This is a genomic window from Burkholderia sp. PU8-34 (genome assembly GCF_053427725.1).
Genome location: NZ_JBSAXC010000024.1, coordinates 65,467 through 79,199 on the forward strand (window position 1 = coordinate 65,467; position 13,733 = coordinate 79,199).

Below are 13,733 nucleotides of genomic sequence, written 5' to 3' on the forward strand. Positions count from 1 at the left end.
ACCCTAAGGCCCCATCAGCAATGAATGACCGATTTGCCCGGTCGCCAAAATTTCGCCATCCGAATGCACACTTGCCCGCGTTCCGTGCGGCGCATTGGGCATATGAATCGTGACCTCGAGCTTCCGCGTATCGGATCCCCTCTTCGACTCCGAATCGGTCGAGGCCGCCGTCGGTGAGCGATTGGCAGCCCCGCGATCCGTCTCCGCCGGCCGTTCATAAAGCCGGGGAACAATCGCCCCAGGCTGAGCCGTGACCTCTAGCTTCCGAATGTCATAATTGCCGCGCAACGCCGAATCAATCTGGTCCGCCACCAGTCCGCGTCGATACTCCTCTTTCGGATCTTTGGGGCGCTCATATAGTCGCGACACTGAGCTACCAGCATTGCCCGCATCGTCTTGGGCCATGAGATCGATGCCAGCTTGACGCTCGTTTCCGCTGCGCAATTCGTAATCAACGAACTGAAGCTGCTGATCCAGCGTCGATTTCCGAATATCGAAGCCAAAAAGCTTCTTGAACGCCTCTTGGCGGTCTTCGTGCCATTGCGCGATCCCGTATGCGTGCCCGTTGTCGCCGACCGCACGCGGGTTGTACAAGCTTTCGGTCCAGAGGTTGGCTGCGATACCAGCTGATTGCTGCCGCGTCCATCCCTTAAGCATGAGAGCGCCAACGATGTCTTTCGTCTGCGCATCGGATGCCGCGCCGTTGCGACGGCGTGCCCCAACCGGGTCACCGTCCCAGACGTCTCCGGGCTGCGTAAGACGGGTGTCGCTCTCGCCCTGGTTCAGCCCTTTGCTGTAACCCAATCCAAGCAGGAGCGCCACTGCAGGATTGGCCGCGAGCGGCAGCAAAATTGCGGACAGAGACGCCGCCTTTGCGGCGAGCGATGCCAGGCCTGCGATCGGCCCTGCAAACGTAACGGCAGCGATTGCGAGCGCGACGCCCTTGACGCCTCCCAGCGATTCGCCGACCTGGGCGATCGACTTGGCAGCTTTATCCCAATCGACATGGTCGATCCAGTTCGCGATCTTGGGACCGTAGTCATCAGCGAGCCGCGCGAGCTCATCCACCGCACGGCCAATCGCCGGCGCCAGCGCCGAGCCGATCGAGTTCTTCAACTTGTCGACGGACGCGTCCAGCACAACCATCGACTGGTTGAACTTCTCGCCCTGCAGGATCTGCTCGGGCGACATCGTCGCGTTCAGCTCGTCGAACTTCGAGACGAACTGATCGATCGTGCCGCGGCGGATCATCGCTTGCAGGCCACCGAGGCCGAAAATGTCGAGGAACTTCCGCTGTGCCTGCGTGTTCGTGATCTTCTTGGCCGCCGATGCGACGTCATGAAGGCCGCGAACGACGTCGATCGTCCCATCCTTCAGACGATGGATGCCGATCCCCTTGTCGGAGAGGACCCCCGCGGCGAAGTTGTTCCGGCCAGCGGACGCATCCTCGAACGCGTCGCCGAGCGACTGCATGCTGCCCGTCATCGCATCCGCAGAGAGCCCCGCGAGGCGAGCCGCGCCCCTATAACGCTGCAGATCCGTCGTCGTGACGCCAATCACGCTCGAGGTGTTGGCGATTTCCGTCGCCGCCCGCCCCCAGCCTGTCGCGAATGCCGCGATTCCCGCGACGCTACCGACGCCGACGATCGCCGCCAGCGGGGGCGCAATCGATGCGACGCTGCGCGCGACGCTCTGCGCCGACTTTCCGACCGATTCGAACTTCTTGCCGAGCTGGTCGAGGCCCGTCTCCTTGCTGAAGGCGGCAACCGACGATTTGACCTCGGTGATCGGCTTCGTGATCTTGGCGATCGACTCATTGACGCGCTTTGCGACGGCCGTCGCCTTGTCGACCGCATTGATCGTGATCTGGAAAACTGGCGCCGCCATCACTCAACCCCCGCCTCTTTCAACCGCTTCGCCTCCTCAAACCAGTAGAGAAAGCGGCTCAATTTGAGGCGCCACGCATCCTCCGGCCCCCAGTGGTAGTACTTCGTGACCTCGGCGACCAGGCCTCGCCAGCCGACGGGCCACGCGGTCAAAAACCCTGGAGGTACGTGACCGCCTCCTCGTAATCACGCTTCCCGAGATCCCGGACTGCCTTGATCGGCACTCCTGTGATGAAGGAAATCAGCGCGGCGTTCGTCGCATACGACGTATCGCCGGCCTTCAGCGAGCGATCGAGTTCGTCGACCGTCGGCTCGCGAAGCTCGAGCGTGGTGTACGAGATGGAGTCGCCCTTGATCTGCACGGCCTTGCGCAGCGTCAAGGTGAGGGTTTCCGGGTGAAGATCCTGGCCTTCGCCTGCAGTGTTCAGCTCTTCCATGTTCAGTTCGTCGTGGTTTCAGTGACTTCCGGACCCTCGAACTTGACGTCGAACACGGCGTCTTCGGAGTCCACCTCTTGATCCTCGACCGACCACATATTCCGGCCGATGATCGTCTTGCCGTTCGCGAGCTCGGCCACGACTGTGACGTTCGTCATGTCGTTGATGTCGGCGACGGTCAGGCCGCCCCAGTCGCGCATCTGCATGGCGATCGACGGCGCGCGCCACTTTTCCTTGTAGCCATGCACGCCGTCCATGCCCGTCAGCGATTCGCGCGTCTTCTTGCCCGGGCTGTACTTGAAGTTCGCCGACACCAGATAGGTCTTGCCGTCAACGGACACGGACGCCGTGCCGGCGAGCAGATTGCTAGGCATCGAATGCCCTCCTGAAATGAGAAAAGGCGCCCGAAGGCGCCTTCATTGACGTCGTGACGGCGATCAGCTCGACGCGACCTGGTTGCTGAACTGCATCAGCAGAGCGAAGATCCGCAGCTGATCGATAAGCACGGCCGGATAGAGAACGTCGACGCGGTTCGGGTTCGTGCTGTTCTGCTGCACGACGAGCCCCTGTGCAAACTGCGCGCTGCCCTGCACATAACCGCTTTCTTCCATCGCCTGGTAATCCGCGATCAGATCCGCGCGGATCATGTTCGGCGTGACGACGTTGTTCCCTGCCGTGAGGCGCGTACCGTTGGCCGCGAGCTTCACGCGTGCATACTTCGTCGTGACAACCGACTTGAGCCGGCGCAGGACATAAGCCAGCGTGTTCATTGTCTCGACTTCCAGATAGCTGTTGTCGGGTTGCCCGAAGCTATTCGTCTGGTACGTCGTGATGAGGTTCTCGATCGCCACGGTGCCGTCGCTTGCCACCGTGAAGGTGCTGATCCCGGTATACAGCAGCGTATTGCGGTCCGTCAGCTGGAACTGAGACTGCACCGGGGGCGCGAGCACCGTGGCGAGTGTCACGGTCTGAAGCGGCTGCGCCGGATCGGCTTGCGCTGACACCGCGACCGCCGCCGTGATGTCTGCAGCCCAGATCCAGTTCGGCGATGGCGAATCGTTGAAGCCCGCGATCGACACGGGCTCGTCGTTTCGCGTCGCGCCGAACGTCTGGCACGCGGCGAGCGTGCCGCGGTACGCGCCGTATGCACCGCCATACAGTTGCTGCGCCCAGCTCCAGCGCCCTGTCTGCGTGCTGAGGAACGACTTGATCGCGTTCAGCGACATGGTGTCGTTGTACGGGAGCGCGATGAAATCGAATGTCGTGTCGCCGAGATTGGCGAGAGCCGTTGTCAGCGAGGGATTCGTCGCACCGCCAGTCATGGCGACGATCGTCACCGCCAGGCCAGTCGGCGTCGCTTCGCCGCCGGCAGTCCCCAAATAGTTCAGGCGCAGATCGATGTCGTTGCCGGCGGCGCCCTTGTTCTTCGCCGTGATGTCGACCTTGGTCGCCGTCACACCGTCGACGACAGCGGTCACCGGGAGATCGCCCACGGCGTTGATCGCGGCCGCAAGCGCTGTCGCGAGTTGAGCGGCCGTCTGAGACGACGACACGTTCATCGAGACGCGCTGGCCGGCGATGTAGAACGAGAGCACGCCGGCGGCGGTCGCCGGGGCCGTGAAGTTGAGCGAGCCGGCAGCCGCCACTGCGGCCGGGTCATCGGCGAGCGGCAGATACCAGAACTCGCCGAATTGATCTCGCTTTCGATAGGCCGCGCTCATGAGCGCGAGCATGGAGCCCTGGCCGCCGACGGCCTTCGCATCCGCCACGCCCTGGCTGATTTGCGGAACGTTCGGCGTTGCGCTGCCGGAGCCGGTGACCTGACCGATGATCAGCGCGCGCAGCGTCTGCTGCCCGGTGTTCGCATTGCGCGGGTCGATGTCCGCGTAGAACAGCGGCACGCGCAGATTCTGCGGGATGTTCGGAAACGAGATGGTCATTGATCAGCCTCTTCGGTGCTCGATGCGTTCTGTGCCGTCGCGGCGCCCTTTTCCGGATCGACGATTCGCGCGTCGCCGTCGGCGATACGGCGATGCCAATACAGATCGAAGTCGTCCACGGTGATGCCCTCGGGCGGGATGAATTGCTTCGTCACCGGGTCGAGCACGTTCGGCCCACCCGGAACAGGTTGAACGACCATGCGTCGCCCCTACGAAAAGTTGATGGTCAAACCCGGCTCGGTCGTGCCGTCGGGTTCTTTGATGGTCACGTCGAGGCCCGTCAGCGGCACCAACGGAATCGGGAAGAAGTCGTCCGCCGATTGGAAAAATTCGACCTCGATGGTCATATGCAGCTGAGCCATCGGCATCTCGCCTTCGGAGCTCGTGACAAGATCGGAGTCAATCGACGAGAACTGCTGAATACGCTGTCCGCCCGAAGGATCCGCCCAGATGGCCGGGTCGTTGATCAGCGCCGACTCGATCTGAGCCTTCAGCACCTCTGCAGCCGCCAGAGCCTCAGCCGATCCGAGATCTCCCAGTGCCGCGACAGCCTTCGTCCTCGCTGTGATCTCGAGCGTCGCGGTCACGTTGAACTGCGGAACGTTTCGTCCGAGTGATTCTTTTCGCTCATGCGGATTGCGCACGAGGATCGCCGGGTAAGCGTCACCCGCAGTGGGCCAGTCGAACGGCGAGAACACCGCCGTGCCGGCGTTCGTCGCGCCCGTCAGAGCGCTGATGAACAGGCCTCGAATTTCAGAAGACGTGGTCACAATCACCCCGCGCGCGTCAGGAGCAGCTTCGCCCCGCCGCGACTGTCAAGTCGGGCTTCCCGAACGATGTAGGTCGCGCCGGTGCGCGCGATCGAGAGTCGATCGTTCTGCACAGGCAACGTCGGAAACTGGGAGAGCTGCACGCCGAGGACCGCGGAGACCTCGGTCACACCGGCGCTTCCGTCTTCGAACATCACCTCTTTGAGGTAGGCGTTGTCGAAGACGCCGGTTATCGAGAGCGAGCCGCCCGCGAGCGGCATATAGGAAACCGGCTCGCCGAAGACGCCCATCAACGGGCCGATTACTTCGGCGTTCCAATCGATCGGCATTTACGCCTCCGAGCGGCCGCTCTGGAGCACTTCCGGACGCGTGCAGAGGTACAAGGGGTAGGAGTAGACCTCCATCTTCCACCACATGCGGCGATCACGGTCGATGATCGGCAGGACGTAGACCGGCGCACCCGGCTGGTTGATGAACTCGGCCGACTCGCCCGGCGCAAGCACTTCCTGGAAGATGCCAGGCGCATTCACCGGGAAGAACTTGACCTTGTCGTCCGGAATCTTGACCGTCACGTTGTCGTCCGAACCACGGTAGTTCACCCACGTGATGCCGTCGAACTCAAACGATGAGAACGCGTCGCCGAATGCATCGTCGCGGATGTCGCGCGCGCCCTCCCAGTTCAGGAACGTGCGAATCACGTCCGGATGGTTCGCGAACTGGTCGTAGAACACGTCGCCGCAGAGGGCCATGATCCGCGTCTGGTTCGTGAACGCGCCCTGGGCCTTGCGCGCCATCGCACGCTTGATTCCGTTGATGAGCGGACGGAGGGTGTTCGGCGCTGCAGCGCCAAGGTTGAAGCCAACTTCCGGTGCCTGCGTGATCTGAAACTCGTCGAACCAGTTGTACAGCACGCTGCCATCGGCCGGGTTCAGGACCATGCCTTGAACTGCGGCCAGGCGCAGGTATTCCTTCGTGTACTCGACGCTCGCAAGGAGGCCGGTCGGGCCGGCGAGGCGTCGGGCCACTTCGCGCTCGAGCTGCATCGGCACGGTCACGATTTGGCCCGTCGGGCCTTCCGGGAACTCGCGGATGTTCTGGATTTCGTACGTATGGATCGTGTCGTCGTGCATCAGCCGCGGCACGTCGAAGTAGCGCATCTTGCGCCGCTCGGTCGTGCGCTGCGTACCTTCGGTGCCGCGCTCGCTGAATCCGATGAGCTTCAGCGTACCGGTCCGCTCTTCCACCGACACGGCGGTGGTGCGAATCGGATTCTCGTCGAAGATGTTCAACTGCCCCAGCGCCGCCGGTTGGTACGGATTGCGCTGGACGCCCTGCGTCAGGGCCAGTGCGCTGAATGCGTCACCGTTGAAGATGTCAATGATTTCGCCAGCCATGGCTTGTTCCTTTCGGGAAAAAAGAAAAGCCGCCTTGCTGGCGGCCTCGGAATTGCGGAAATGAAAAAGCCGCCCGGAGGCGGCTTGTGTGTCGGCTTAGCTGCTTATCAGCGCGGAACGATGCCCAGCGCTTTCAGTTGCGCTTGAGCTGCAGCGATAGCGGCGGCACTCATGCCCGCAGGCCAGACGAGCTCCGATGCATTCACTTCGCACAGCCGGACGACGACTGCGCACGGCTTGTCCGCGGTCGTGACGTCCTTCGTCGCAAAAAGGATGCCGGCCGGCACCTGCGACCCGTCCACGTTGGCGGGGTCGAACGGCTTGTATTTGCCCGAGCCCGGTGCAACGGTGATCGCGAAACTGTCGGCCGGAGCGAACGCCGTACCACCGGCCGTGATCGTGAACGACAGGCCGCCGGCCTTGAACGCAACGCCGGTCGTGCCATGGCCGACCTCCGCGCCCGTCGGATCCGAGACGATGAAATGGGTCGCATCATCGAATTCGACCGTATACACGCCAACCTTCGCGGCGTATCCCGCGACGCTCAGCGTGCCGATCGTGCCGTTGCCGGCGTTGCCGGCGCCAGCGGCCGATGCGATGTTCGGGTTGCCCGGCGCGTTCGTCGTGGTGAGCGTGAACGAATCGTTCGCGGCAAACGGCGTACCGCCCGCCGTGATCGTGAAGCCGATGCCGAGGCCACTGAACGGCGTGCCGACCGCACCAACAGCCGTCTGGCCGTCCGGCGCCGTGACGGTGAATGCCGTCGCGCTGGTCATCAGGGCGTTGTACACGCCAATCATCGTCTCCGGCGCGGCCTGCGTCGTGACGGCACCGACCGTGCCGTTACCAGTATTCGTGCCGATTGCAACAGCCGCGGCCGTCAGAGCCGAGGTGATCAAACCGAGCACGGTGCCGGCGAGAACCTTGAGGCCGCCCGTCAGGGTGCCCTGATCGATCGACTGATGACCGTTTGCCGACGAGACGAGGAATCCGCCGTTGTGCCAGTTCTCCTGGAGCGGCGTATAGGTGGGGTTACCCATGTTTCAGTTCCTTTGAGGAAGAGTTGAAGATCGGCGACGCGGATCAGCGGCGGCGAGATGCGCTCGCGGCCTTCAGGTTCGCGTCCCAGCGCGCTGCCAGGGCCTGTTGCTGCGACGGCTTCGGACCACCGTCCGCACCGAGATTGGGATTGCGCGCGGCCCGATTGAGGTGGGCCGCCGAAGCCGGAGCCGGCGTTGCCTCGAGCGTCGCGATCGCCTCGCTTCGCTTCATGCGCGTCTTGAATGCCAGGTTCGCTGCGAGCACCGGGTTCCGAGCAGCCGCGGGCGACGCAAAGATGGCGGCGCAACGCGCACGCTCACGCTTGCGGGCACGAGCGGAGGCGCTCTTGCCCTGCATTTCTTCGTCATCGTCGTCGGCTTCGAGGTCGCTGTCCTGGTCGTCCTCGCCGCGGGCGCGTGCCTCTTCTTCCTTTTTGCGCTCTTCCTCGGCCTTTTTGGCCTCCTCCTTCTCGCGCTCTTCTTCTGCCTTGCGCGCCTCCTCTTCTTCCTTGTCCTTCTCTTCCATGCGCTTGGCGTAGTCGTCGTCCGACTCGCCATCGCGCTGCTTACGCTCATCGTCTTCGTTTTCGGCGCGAGCCGCGCGGGACGACAGGCCGGCAAGATGGGCGAACGAAAGCCCGCGCGCCGCAAGGGTGCGAATGCTCATAAATGAACCTTTTGGGGTTTGGGAAATGTCAGCCCAGCTCAGCGAGCAGGGAACGGAACGCTTCGTCCGGCGCCATCACGGCGTCGGCGAAACCGATCTCGACACCGTCGGCGCCGAGAAACGTGCCGGCCTGCGTGCCACGCACGGTGGCCGCAGACAGCTTTCGATTGCGAGCGACCGTTTTCACGAACAGCTCGCCCATCGCATTCACATCTGCCTGGAAGCGCCCGAGCGCTTCGTCGGAAAGCGGATTGAACTCGTTCCCGTCTGCCTTGCGATCGCCGTAGTGGATCATCGTGACCGTGACCCCATCCTTGGCAAGCGCCTTCGAGAAGTCCACGTGCGCGCAGATCACACCTACGGATCCAGTCCCGCCGGTGCGGGGCACGGTGATCTTGTCGGCCGCGCTCGCAATCGCGTACGCCGCCGAGTAGGCGCTCTCCGAAAGCACCGCCCAGATCGGCTTCGTGCCGCGCGCGTTGTAGATCGCATCGACGAGATCGAAGCAGCCGGCCACCTCTCCGCCGCCACTGTCAATGTCCAGCATGATGGCGCGGACGGCCGGATCCTCGAGCGCCGTGCTCAAGTTCGCCCGAATGCCGTCGTAACCCGTCATGCCGCATGTCGGCCGCATATAGCCCGACTTCTGGACTAGCGTGCCGGTGATCGGAATGATCGCCACGCCTGCGACGACATCGTAATAGCGGTAGTCGGGTTCAGCTTCGTCCTCTTCGAATCCGAATTCGCTCATCGCGAACGATTCGCCGCTCGCCCGGAACAGCTTCGTGATTCCGAAGCGATCGGCGAGCGCCGCCATCACCATCTCTGCTTTCGCAGGCGTGATGGCGAGCGGCGTATTGAACAGCCGCTGCGCGAGAAACGGGAGATTGTTCATTGAGGTTGCGGTTCTTCTTCAGGGGACGCGGCCTCGTCGGCCGACTCGACTCCAGCCCAGCTCGGCGGCTTCATGCCAGCCCGCTTGAACGCGTCCAGCTCGATCGCACGCTGCGCCAGCACTTCTTCCCAGTCAAGGCCTTGTTCAGCGCATTCGCGCTTGAGCGTGGACAGGCCGGCATCCATGCCGAGCACGGCACCCTGCTTTTCCTTGACGGGATCGACCCAGCCGCGCGCGACACCCAGCCAGTCGCATCGGGAATATGCCGTCGGCGCCTCGATGAAATCCGGGGCATCGCTCGGCAGAACGTCGTCGAGGTCGCCGCGCTCAATGGCCTCTTGCAGCCACGTCGCATATACCGGGGTGGCTGAGCCCATCTTGAACTCAGCACTGCGACGACTGAGCGTCTTCCAACTTTCGAGCAGAGCTGCGCGCGCGCTCGAGTAGTTTGTTTTGCTCCAGTCCTGCGTGATCTGCTCGGCAGATACGCCCAGCGCGGCCGCTATCGAACGAAGCATTTCGTGAGCGAACTCTTGAAATCCGCTGTGCGGGTGTGCCGCAGCAACCTGCTTGATTTCTTCGCCGGGTGCCAACGTCGGAACGCGGACGTTGTTGAGCATCGCGGGCCGCTCTTTGGACCAGTCGGCGCGGAGATCCTGGTAGAAACCGAGATCACCGCCATCGCTGTCCATTGCAGCTTCGATCATCGCCGGATCATACGGGCTCGTGACATACGTCCCGAAGATCGTCGCGACAGTGGCGGCCTGAAGTTCGACGCCGTAGTAACGGGCCAGCATCTTGGCATGCGAAAGCACGGGCGTGAAGATGCCGATGCCTCGATGCTGACCTGCACGATCGCGCTCGTAATCATGGATGACGCGACGCCACCCATCATCATCTTCACGCTCGACGCGCTCCCACTCCATCGATTCGACCGCGTTGTACGTGTCGTATGGCTGCGCCTTTCGGATGTGATACGCAAGCGGCACGCCGTCATCGTCGATCTCGACGCCGCCACGCATATACTTGGTGTCGACCGCGAGGTACGGATTCGACAGCCGGTCGGGGTCGACAACCTGAAACGCTGTCGCAAACTGTGCGCCCCCGCGACCGACGCGCTCTGGCTTCCAATACGACACGAAGAGTGCTTCGCCGTCGATCAGCTTGTGACGCAGCGCGAGCCGCATCTGCTGCGAAACGGTCAGCTGCCGCGACACGTCGTTGTAACGACCGAGATCCTCGGAGTAGCCACGCCAGAGCGACTCGATCGCCTGGCGCATCTCGTTGGCCCATGTCGCATCGAACTTCTTGCTGAAGCGCGCGAGCGCGCGCCAGTCCGGATTCGCCGATAAGCGCAGATGCGCGCCGACGGTATTGTCGAGAATGCGGGTAATGCCACCGTTCGCCCAGCCATCATTCCGCGCAAGATCACGCGAGCGCGCGACCATGCGGTCGCGGAACTGATTGATCTCGGAATCCGGAGAACGGATATAGGGCAGCCAATCACCCATTTCCGTCGTCTGGATATTCGAAGCCTCGTATGGAAAAAGGCTCGAATATGACGGCAGCATCACGCCGGGCTGTGGGGAGTTATCCGCGCGCGCACGACCGCCATCGGGCGAGTCCTCAAAGGGCTTGCCCGAAGAGTCGACGATGAGGGATGGCATTAGAACAAGACCCTACGTGCGCGTGGATAGTGACAGGTGATTCCGAGTGCCTTCTGCAGCATCAGGATGCTGCGTTGAATCTGCATGATGTCGGTCGTCTGGTACGTGACCGACTTTGTGCCGTCGCCCTGGTTATAGGTGGCCGTCACGATCTTCTGCCCCGCGGACAGGTCGAAGAGAGCCGCCTGCAGAGCGGCCAACCTCGACTGCATGTCCGCAGTGCTCATTCCATCCGTGATAGCCATTGCTTTCCTATGCGAGGCGATTCGTCAGCTTCTTCCTGACGGGTTTGTCTTGCGCCGCCGGCGTTGCTTGCGCAGCAGGCGGTGCGACTGACGCGGCGGCGGGCGTGGACACTGGCACGGGCGCCCACGACTGCTGCGCGGCGTCATACTCGAGCGGCATTGCAACCAGGTCCGCGCGCTTATTCAGCTTGAGTCCGAGATGGGTCAGCCCGCAGAGTGCGGCGTACGCGTAGACACGGCAATCCAACGCCTCATTCGCACGCCCAGACGGCAATTCCCACACCCGATACTTCTGGCCGCCCGAAACCTTGACGACGGATCGCTCCGACGTCAGCTGCTCGAAATAGCCGATGTCGCGATCGCTCGGAAAGTGCATGTAGCCAGGCCCCGCGTCGGTGACGTGAAGCCGGTTGCGAATGGTGTCTTTCGCCGTGTTGACGCCGATGATCACAGGCCGGAACGACGCTTTTGTGCGTCGCGACGGCTTCTTCACGGGCCATACCGGGTTTCGCTTCCCGCTGACGGCGGACTCGCCCTTGATCGCCCATACCTTCCGACCGAGACGCGCCTTCGAAAAGTCGTAGACCTTTTGCGTGTGGTGGCCGCCCGAGTCGATGCAAACTGCCATTGCCTCAAACGGCCGGCCGTCCGCACGGCGCCAGACCTGGTCGAGGAACGCATCGAGCCGTTCCCACGGCTCCGGCGTTTCCATATCGCCTTCGATGACCTCGTAGTCGATCGACCAGCTTTCTTCGTTGCGGCCCCAGCCGACGACCTCCAACTCGAAGCGATAATCCTGCACGTCGACGCCAACAGTCACGACGGCGACGCCATCGGGAACCTGCGCCGCCCACTTCTCGCCGCGCGCAACGAGCGCCTCTAGGCTCAGCACCTTTCCGGAGTTCGGGCGATAAGGCAGACCGGCCTGCGTGTTCCACCAGGTCTGCTTCTTCTCTTCATCGCTACCCGCATCAAGCCACTTCTTGGCGATGTCGGACGGCTTATCCTTCTGCCACGGGCTATAAAGCTTGCTCGCCTGAAAGCCAGCATGCTCGTTGTCGACCTTCCATTCACCACACTCCGGACACTTGGCCCGATATACCGCATGACGGTCGCTCGTCCACCAATCCCAGACGGCACCTACCGCGGCCTCGGTCGTCGCCTCGCGCGAATCTTCCGGACCCCGCCAAGCGCGCTCGTAGTCGTCAAGCGGAGAATGTCGTGAGCCGCAGCATTCGAACGGTCGCGTCTGATGCCAGCGCGCGGTCTGCAACGCGCGCAGTCGATCGCCTTCGGACCAGACCTGTCCGCACGACTCGCACGAGATACGCGCGGTTTTAGGGAAGTGCTCGACAACGTTGCCGCTGTCGTCGCGACGCTTATCCCAATCGACGTGCTTGAAGAAATCCGGGAACATGCGATGCTCGCAGTGCGGGCATGCGATCGACGCACGACGCTGGTCGGATTCCTTATAGCTGCCTTCAATTCGGCTTTCATCCTCGACCGTCGGCGAGCAGGCCCGGATCGAAAGCCAGTTCACGCCGAAGGTCGCCGTCCGCTCTTCGGCCAGTGCGATCGGCTCACCTTCGCGCGTCACCGGATACTTGTCTACCTCGTCCGCGAGGATGACTCGCACCGGACGGCGCGCGAGGTTGTCAGGGCTGCCGGCGCCCGCCAACGCCAGAAATCCGCCGGGGAATGCCTTGAACAGCAGCGTCTCGTCAGCATTGCGCGTCTTACTCGTGCCGACGATCTCACGCAGCGCGGGCGTCACACGGATCAGCGGACTGATCCGCTCCTTGCTGAACTGCTCTGCCGCGTCCTCTTTCGGCTGCAGCAGCAGGATCGGGCACGGATCGAGGTGGGCAAAGTACCCAAAGACGTTTTCGAGCAGAGCCGTCTTCAGCAGCTGCGTGCTCACCATCGTCGTGATGACGTGCACACCTGGCTCGGTAACGGCAAGCATCGGGCCGCGCGCGACCTCGACTGTCGACGTCTCCCAGTTGCCGGAAGTGCTGCCCGCTTCTTTCGCGAGCTTCCGGTATTGGTCCGCCCACTGAGGCACACTGATCCGCGGCGGCGGCGTCCATGCGCGTCGAACAAACGCGCGCAGCCGATCAGCCTTCTCGTTCTGAGAAATTGGCTTCGGGCTCGCCGAGCTGGGCGATTTGCTTGTGGACATGCGCGGTTAGAGCCTCGACAACTCGGTCGGCCTCGACGCCCAGATCGGCTGCCAGTATCGGACCTACCCTGGTCGGCCAGTTAAGCCACGCATCGCGCTGCGCCCGGAACTCCTCGAAGAGGATTGCTGTTGCGGTATCCAGATCGACGAGCGATCCGGACTTTCGTTCGTATTCGAGTTGGGCCATCAGCCCGAGATAGTTCTCTTTGAAGCAGCGCGCGTCGTCGAAGTCCAGCAGCTCGACGTTGCCGGAGAGGATGCGCCTCGCCGCTTCGCTGGCACTCTCACCCGCTTCGAGTGTTACCTCTTTCGCCGCCTGGGTAACAGACTTGCGCTTGTTACCCTTCGGCGCTTGGGTAACACCTTGGGTAACATCCGGAACGCCGTCGCGCCGGTAGCGCTTGAGGAGTTTGTTCGATGCGTCTACGTCGACATCATCGCCCGCAAACACAAGCCAGCCGCGCTCCTTCCACTTTGTGACCGTCTTCCGACTTACGCCGTGGAGTGCTGCGAACTCGCTCTGATTCATCGCGCGATGTGTTACCTGTTACCCAATTTTCAAAGCTCAGCGCTGGTGGAATTTCGCGAGTCTTCGGTCCCGCCCTACACG

General features: G+C 62.7%; 15 protein-coding genes. All 15 read right to left on the bottom strand.

The window, feature by feature from the left end; genetic code table 11:
* Positions 1 to 3 precede the first annotated feature (3 nt).
* The gene (locus ACV22Z_RS33020; RefSeq protein WP_448080446.1) at positions 4 to 1,887 is read right to left on the bottom strand and encodes a phage tail tip lysozyme; all 1,884 of its coding nucleotides are present in this window, start codon (positions 1,885 to 1,887) and stop codon (positions 4 to 6) included.
* Between the two features lie 148 nt (positions 1,888 to 2,035).
* Positions 2,036 to 2,323 (bottom strand): phage tail assembly protein, encoded by a 288-nt coding sequence (locus tag ACV22Z_RS33025; RefSeq protein WP_448080447.1) that lies wholly within the window; start codon positions 2,321 to 2,323, stop codon positions 2,036 to 2,038.
* Between the two features lie 2 nt (positions 2,324 to 2,325).
* Entirely contained in the window at positions 2,326 to 2,697 is a 372-nt protein-coding gene (locus ACV22Z_RS33030) for a phage tail tube protein (RefSeq protein WP_448080448.1), read from the bottom strand.
* 63 nt (positions 2,698 to 2,760) lie between these two features.
* Positions 2,761 to 4,263 carry a phage tail sheath subtilisin-like domain-containing protein gene (locus ACV22Z_RS33035; RefSeq protein ID WP_448080449.1) on the bottom strand — a complete coding sequence of 501 codons (1,503 nt, stop codon included), beginning with the start codon at positions 4,261 to 4,263 and terminating at the stop codon, positions 2,761 to 2,763.
* Positions 4,260 to 4,430 carry a DUF2635 domain-containing protein gene (locus ACV22Z_RS33040; RefSeq protein WP_448080450.1) on the bottom strand — a complete coding sequence of 57 codons (171 nt, stop codon included), beginning with the start codon at positions 4,428 to 4,430 and terminating at the stop codon, positions 4,260 to 4,262. Before ACV22Z_RS33040 ends, ACV22Z_RS33035 begins: the two co-directional genes overlap by 4 nt.
* Positions 4,431 to 4,472: 42 nt before the next feature.
* A complete protein-coding gene (locus ACV22Z_RS33045) occupies positions 4,473 to 5,039 on the bottom strand; it encodes an ABC transporter permease (RefSeq protein ID WP_448080451.1) in 567 nt (188 codons plus the stop codon).
* Positions 5,036 to 5,362, bottom strand: a complete 327-nt coding sequence (locus ACV22Z_RS33050) for a head-tail joining protein (protein ID WP_448080452.1) — start codon at positions 5,360 to 5,362, stop codon at positions 5,036 to 5,038. The genes ACV22Z_RS33045 and ACV22Z_RS33050 overlap by 4 nt, the downstream gene beginning before the upstream one ends.
* Complete coding sequence (locus ACV22Z_RS33055; RefSeq protein WP_448080453.1) at positions 5,363 to 6,427, bottom strand: major capsid protein; 1,065 nt, start codon at positions 6,425 to 6,427, stop codon at positions 5,363 to 5,365.
* Between the two features lie 107 nt (positions 6,428 to 6,534).
* Complete coding sequence (locus ACV22Z_RS33060; protein WP_448080454.1) at positions 6,535 to 7,467, bottom strand: head decoration protein; 933 nt, start codon at positions 7,465 to 7,467, stop codon at positions 6,535 to 6,537.
* Positions 7,468 to 7,510: 43 nt separating this feature from the next.
* Positions 7,511 to 8,134, bottom strand: a complete 624-nt coding sequence (locus ACV22Z_RS33065; protein ID WP_448080455.1) for a hypothetical protein — start codon at positions 8,132 to 8,134, stop codon at positions 7,511 to 7,513.
* 28 nt (positions 8,135 to 8,162) lie between these two features.
* Complete coding sequence (locus ACV22Z_RS33070; RefSeq protein WP_448080456.1) at positions 8,163 to 8,951, bottom strand: S49 family peptidase; 789 nt, start codon at positions 8,949 to 8,951, stop codon at positions 8,163 to 8,165.
* Positions 8,952 to 9,025: 74 nt separating this feature from the next.
* Entirely contained in the window at positions 9,026 to 10,696 is a 1,671-nt protein-coding gene (locus ACV22Z_RS33075) for a phage portal protein (RefSeq protein ID WP_448080457.1), read from the bottom strand.
* Positions 10,696 to 10,908, bottom strand: coding sequence for a gpW family head-tail joining protein (gene gpW, locus ACV22Z_RS33080; protein ID WP_448080458.1), 213 nt, complete (start codon positions 10,906 to 10,908; stop codon positions 10,696 to 10,698). The genes ACV22Z_RS33075 and gpW overlap by 1 nt, the downstream gene beginning before the upstream one ends.
* Positions 10,909 to 10,948: 40 nt before the next feature.
* The gene (locus tag ACV22Z_RS33085) at positions 10,949 to 13,123 is read right to left on the bottom strand and encodes a phage terminase large subunit family protein (protein ID WP_448080459.1); all 2,175 of its coding nucleotides are present in this window, start codon (positions 13,121 to 13,123) and stop codon (positions 10,949 to 10,951) included.
* Positions 13,059 to 13,652: a hypothetical protein gene (locus ACV22Z_RS33090; RefSeq protein ID WP_448080460.1), complete on the bottom strand. Its 594-nt coding sequence runs from the start codon at positions 13,650 to 13,652 to the stop codon at positions 13,059 to 13,061. The genes ACV22Z_RS33085 and ACV22Z_RS33090 overlap by 65 nt, the downstream gene beginning before the upstream one ends.
* Positions 13,653 to 13,733: the final 81 nt, after the last annotated feature.

Bases quoted from the DNA above. Each gene is read 5' to 3' on its own strand.
- ACV22Z_RS33020 (WP_448080446.1), bottom strand. From the start codon at position 1,887: ATGGCGGCGCCAGTTTTCCAGATCACGATCAATGCGGTCGACAAGGCG.
- ACV22Z_RS33025 (WP_448080447.1), bottom strand. From the start codon at position 2,323: ATGGAAGAGCTGAACACTGCAGGCGAAGGCCAGGATCTTCACCCGGAA.
- ACV22Z_RS33030 (WP_448080448.1), bottom strand. From the start codon at position 2,697: ATGCCTAGCAATCTGCTCGCCGGCACGGCGTCCGTGTCCGTTGACGGC.
- ACV22Z_RS33035 (WP_448080449.1), bottom strand. From the start codon at position 4,263: ATGACCATCTCGTTTCCGAACATCCCGCAGAATCTGCGCGTGCCGCTG.
- ACV22Z_RS33050 (WP_448080452.1), bottom strand. From the start codon at position 5,362: ATGCCGATCGATTGGAACGCCGAAGTAATCGGCCCGTTGATGGGCGTC.
- ACV22Z_RS33055 (WP_448080453.1), bottom strand. From the start codon at position 6,427: ATGGCTGGCGAAATCATTGACATCTTCAACGGTGACGCATTCAGCGCA.
- ACV22Z_RS33060 (WP_448080454.1), bottom strand. From the start codon at position 7,467: ATGGGTAACCCCACCTATACGCCGCTCCAGGAGAACTGGCACAACGGC.
- ACV22Z_RS33065 (WP_448080455.1), bottom strand. From the start codon at position 8,134: ATGAGCATTCGCACCCTTGCGGCGCGCGGGCTTTCGTTCGCCCATCTT.
- ACV22Z_RS33070 (WP_448080456.1), bottom strand. From the start codon at position 8,951: ATGGCGGCGCTCGCCGATCGCTTCGGAATCACGAAGCTGTTCCGGGCG.
- ACV22Z_RS33075 (WP_448080457.1), bottom strand. From the start codon at position 10,696: ATGCCATCCCTCATCGTCGACTCTTCGGGCAAGCCCTTTGAGGACTCG.
- gpW (WP_448080458.1), bottom strand. From the start codon at position 10,908: ATGCAGTCGAGGTTGGCCGCTCTGCAGGCGGCTCTCTTCGACCTGTCC.
- ACV22Z_RS33085 (WP_448080459.1), bottom strand. From the start codon at position 13,123: ATGTCCACAAGCAAATCGCCCAGCTCGGCGAGCCCGAAGCCAATTTCT.
- ACV22Z_RS33090 (WP_448080460.1), bottom strand. From the start codon at position 13,652: ATGAATCAGAGCGAGTTCGCAGCACTCCACGGCGTAAGTCGGAAGACG.